Annotated in this window: 2 protein-coding genes; both read right to left on the reverse strand. The window is 32.0% G+C overall.

Features of this window, described 5'->3' with window-relative positions; translation table 11 throughout:
* Positions 1-44: 44 nt before the first annotated feature.
* Positions 45-1,793, reverse strand: a complete 1,749-nt coding sequence (locus tag ACIQZC_RS09395; protein WP_396138970.1) for a RagB/SusD family nutrient uptake outer membrane protein — start codon at positions 1,791-1,793, stop codon at positions 45-47.
* A 17-nt stretch (positions 1,794-1,810) separates the two neighbouring features.
* The coding region (locus tag ACIQZC_RS09400; RefSeq protein WP_396138971.1) for a SusC/RagA family TonB-linked outer membrane protein at positions 1,811-4,207 on the reverse strand (2,397 nt) is incomplete at its 5' end.

A 4,207-nucleotide genomic window follows, 5' to 3' on the forward strand; every position in this document is an offset into this window, starting at 1 on the left:
ATACTTATTGAATATTTGGTTTTCATACTATTTATTTTTTTTAATTAATTATATCCAGGATTATTTGGACCTATAGATGGATTTGCCAGTCTCTCAGCATTTGGTATTGGAAGTAACATGTGAAAATATTGAACATTGGAAGTAATTTTATTCCATTCTTCAGTTTGTCCTCTACTTCCAGCTGAATCCCCCCAATAATTTCGCCATTTATTTGGTGGGTTAATTGGAGGCGGTTGTGTAATTCCAAGGAGTGGTGGCCATTGATTTACAGGCGTTTCTAATGCCTTCGCAGACATTTTATAAATCATATTTCGCAAAGTAGTTTTTAGGGAACCCCAACGAACCAAATCAAACCATCTTTTCCCTTCAGCACTTAACTCTCTACTTCGTTCATAGAAAATATAATCTCTAAAAGCAGCTTGAGATGAAACTAAAGGGTTACTAAGAGTCAAATCGGCTAAACCAATAGAGTTTTGTAGAATCAAGGTGCGTGGTAAAACATCAGCGTGAACACCTCCTACATTAACATTTCTAGCTCTACTTCTAAGTTGGTTTAAAGCATCTATAGCCGGTTGTGTTGGGCCATTTATTTCGTTTGTTGCCTCAGCATAAATTAACAAAACTTCTGCATACCTAAATATTGGCCAGTTCACATCGTAATCATTTGTTTGAAGTGCGAAAGCAGGACTACGAACCGGATATCGTCTAAATTTTGCAGCAGAAACAGGTTCTTTATCGACAGCACTCAATCTTCTAAACTTACCGGTAGCGGAATCTATTTTAATTCTCGCATCTGTCCATTGCAATCGAACACTATCTGCTTTGTCATAATAATATTGGTGATACGGATTCGCTCTTATAGCACCTTGTGAACCACCAGAAATCAAATTGTCTACTCCATCAAAATCTGAAGGAATACCCATATTTAGACCAATTGTATTCCCTACCCCTAATCCCGGGGATTTAAATTGTACATCAAAAACAATTTCATCATTATTTTTATTTTGCACTATAAATGCATCTGGAAAATAAGGACACAACGAATATCTATTTGCATCTATTACTTCTTTAGAATATTGTTTTGCCAAAGTAAAATCTGCAATACCATCTCCGGTATTATCCCTTCTTGCCATACTACCTTTTGTTAGGTATATACTAGCTAATAAAGTTTTAGCTGCATCTTGAGTAGCATGTCCTGCTAAAAAGGCTGTTTTTATTTTTAAATGTTCCACACCATATTCAAGATCTTCAATTATATTTTCATATATGGTAGCAACAGGAGTTCTAGGAATATTTAAATCATTCAATGAAGTGGTTTCTGAATATTTATAAGGTACATCTCCAAAATATCGGATTAAGTTGAAGTACAATAACGCTTTAATAAATTTTGCTTCTGCCACTAAAGTATTTCTTTCATCAACATCCATATCAATATTTGGAATTTTAGATATCGCTAGATTAGCTCGATTTATTCCTTTATAATGATCTCTCCAAATTGGCAAAATTACTTCAATATTATCTGCTGTAAAAGTGTATAAGTTTAATCCCGAAAGCGGTACTTTTGATCCTGCGTTGTGTTCATCTGTAGAAAAAAGACTTTGACTCTTTCCATATACTCCTTCTAGATGCAACGAACTATATACACCTACAATTGCAGCTATGGCATCGGCTTCTGTTTTAAATGAATTTTCAACTAAAAGATCTGAAACAGGAACTTCTTCTAAAAAGTCACTACATCCTACAAAACCTGAAACTAATACAACAAGATATAAATATTTGATTTTATTTTTCATTTTTTTCATTTTTTAGATTAAAAATTAAGTGAAAGACCCAATGTAATGGAAGTGCTACGTGGATAACTACCAAGATCTACACCTCCGCCAACTCTACCAGCCGTACCTCCAATTGCATTTACTTCTGGATCAAACCAAGAATATCTAGTAAGCATAAAGGGATTGTTTATCCTGGCAAACAGTCTAAATTTATTTAAATTTAAATTTTCTACGATTGATTTAGGCATTGCATATCCTAATGTTATGAAATCACATTTTAAAAAAGAGCCATCTTCCACATAAGCACTTCGAAATAAAGATGAATAAGCTCCATTACTATTTTCACCATGAAAAGTACCTGTGGGATTATAGGCAGCGCTATAAGAATTATCAGACATAGATTTTAATGTATTCCAATTATTAATACCTCCCTTATCTAAATTTCCAATATTTCCATTTATTACATCGTTACCATAAGAAAAGCGTAAAAAGAAACTAAAGTCAAAATTTTTATAAGTAAATTCATTATTCAAACCTCCAATAAAATCTGGATTTGTATTAGCAATTGGCACTTTGTCATAAGTATTAATTATACCATCTCCATTGACATCATAAATTTTTACTTGTCCGTTATTAAAATCATCTTCAATTAAAACATCTTGTAAAGGGCTATTTGCCGCTTCTGTTTGATTGTTAATAATTTGATCTTCAATGTATCCATAATAAATACCAGTTGATTGTCCTACACGAATTAATATTTCATTCATGAATTTACTTGGAAAAATATTAGCATTAAAAAAAAATTCATCCTTATCTCCTAAATCTAGCACCTTATTTCTATTTATTGAAAAAGTAAAATCAGATCTCCATTTAAAATCGCTATTATCAATATTGATTGAATTAACGGTTAATTCAAACCCTTTATTACTAAAAGAACCAATATTTTTTAAACCAGTTTCATAACCTGAGGATAAAGGCAATTGAACGTCTAACAATAAATCAGTTGTTCTTTTAGAATAAACTTCAGCAGTAATGTTTAAACGATTTTTAAAAAAACTTAAATCAATACCTAAATTGGATTGCGCAGTAGTTTCCCATTTCAAGTCAGGATTAGCTAGATGAAGCGGAACTACTCCAGTGTAAAACACATCATTAAAAACATAATTTCCAGCCTCTAATAAATATAACGAGCTATATGCAGGTATCTGGTTGTTACCTGTTACGCCATACGATGCTCTCAACTTGAAATTATCAAAAATATTCATATTTTTGATAATTGACTCCTCCGATACTGTCCATCCTAAAGCAACAGAAGGAAAATAACCCCACTTATTCTCTTTCCCAAATTTTGATGAACCGTCTGCTCTAATTGAAGCAGTTAAAAGGTATTTACTATTAAAACCATAAGCCACTCTTCCTAAAAAAGACATTAAGTTATCTCTTGCTATATTATTTCTAGGTAGAGTTGCTATTGTTGCACTTGACAAATCATTAAAACCATTTGTTTGATTGCTAAAACCTGTTGCTCCTCCAGTGAATATACTTTTTAGATTATCTGAAAATTCTCCAACTGCAGTAGCATTAATATCGTGATTATCTATTACTTTCTTATAACTTAATCGAGTTTCAAATACTTGATTTATAGCTTCAATTTTTTCAAATTCTGCTATTCCATTTTGCCGATATCCTTTCAATACAGTTGAGGGTAAAAATATTTGGTTATTAACATACCCGCGATTAAACCCATAACTAGTATAAAAAGTCAAATTACTATCTAATTTTGTTTCATAAAATAGATTTCCTATAATTCTAGTACTTTGAGTTTCATTTTTCACATCTTTTAGATAAGTAATAACATTTTCATTGTCTCCCGTATCAAGTTCTGATTCAATACTATTGTCTTCTCCAAGTTGAAAATTAACTGGCTGAAAAGGATTTGTAGAAAAAATCTTTTTAAAAATACCATCGGCATCTTTATCAAGACTTCTTCCAATATTTTTAGAAAATGCCAATTTAATATTGGTCCCAATTCTAGTGTTTCTTCCAATAGATTGAACTAAGTTCGAATTTAAATTATATCTCTTAAAATTAGTATAAATAACTACACCTTCTTGATCTAAAAAATTTCCTGAAATTTGATAATTTAATCCTTCTTTAGTTCCCCCACCAATGCTAAGATCCATCCTCCGTGTTGATGCAAGCTGAGTTGCTTCTTTTGCCCAATCTACCCCTCGTTCGTTTCTGTCTTTTCTTTCTTGCCATTTTGTGCTTAAAACGGGAAGGGTGCCATCTTGATTTCGAGGAGCAGTTAAATAATTAATTTTATCTTCAATTATTTGTCTATCGAGGTACTCTAAATCAGTAAGTACCCTAGGAAATTTTGATACAAAAGAGGTACCCGAACTTAATGTTGCAGTAATTACGGGCTTTCCTAC

The organism is Flavobacterium sp., assembly GCF_044338735.1.
GTDB lineage: Bacteria > Bacteroidota > Bacteroidia > Flavobacteriales > Flavobacteriaceae > Flavobacterium.

Coding starts and splice junctions, on each gene's coding strand:
- ACIQZC_RS09395 (WP_396138970.1), bottom strand. CDS start 1,793: ATGAAAAATAAAATCAAATATTTATATCTTGTTGTATTAGTTTCAGGT.